Origin of the sequence: Nocardioides cremeus, assembly GCF_030518195.1 — a bacterium.
GTDB classification, from domain to species: domain Bacteria; phylum Actinomycetota; class Actinomycetes; order Propionibacteriales; family Nocardioidaceae; genus Nocardioides; species Nocardioides cremeus.
On record NZ_JAULSC010000327.1, the window covers coordinates 1 to 274 of the forward strand.

Genomic DNA, 274 nt, shown 5'->3' on the forward strand with positions numbered 1-274 from the left:
GGTCGCGGCAGATATACGCGCCTACCGTCCGCCTGAGCCATATAAAGGCAAGGGCGTGCGTTATAGCGATGAACATGTCATACAGAAAGAGGCGAAGAAGAAATAATGGTTAACAAAGAGCAGCGACGCGGCAGGCGCAAGCAGGCGATACGTCAGCGGATCAACCGGCTGTATGTGCACCGGTTATGTGTGCATCGCACGCCGCGGCATATTTATGCGCAAATTTTCACCCCAGACGGCATTAAAGTTTTAGCCAGCGCTTCCACCGTGGAGG

1 protein-coding gene and 1 pseudogene are annotated in these 274 nt (G+C 54.0%); both read left to right on the top strand.

Annotated elements, in window-relative coordinates; genetic code table 11:
* Window positions 1-106 (top strand): annotated as a pseudogene (gene rplF, locus QWJ41_RS21270) (50S ribosomal protein L6); the annotation flags it as partial.
* Window positions 106-274: 50S ribosomal protein L18 (locus tag QWJ41_RS21275; RefSeq protein WP_302710496.1), on the top strand; the 169-nt coding region annotated here is incomplete at its 3' end. The pseudogene rplF and the gene QWJ41_RS21275, both read left to right, overlap by 1 nt.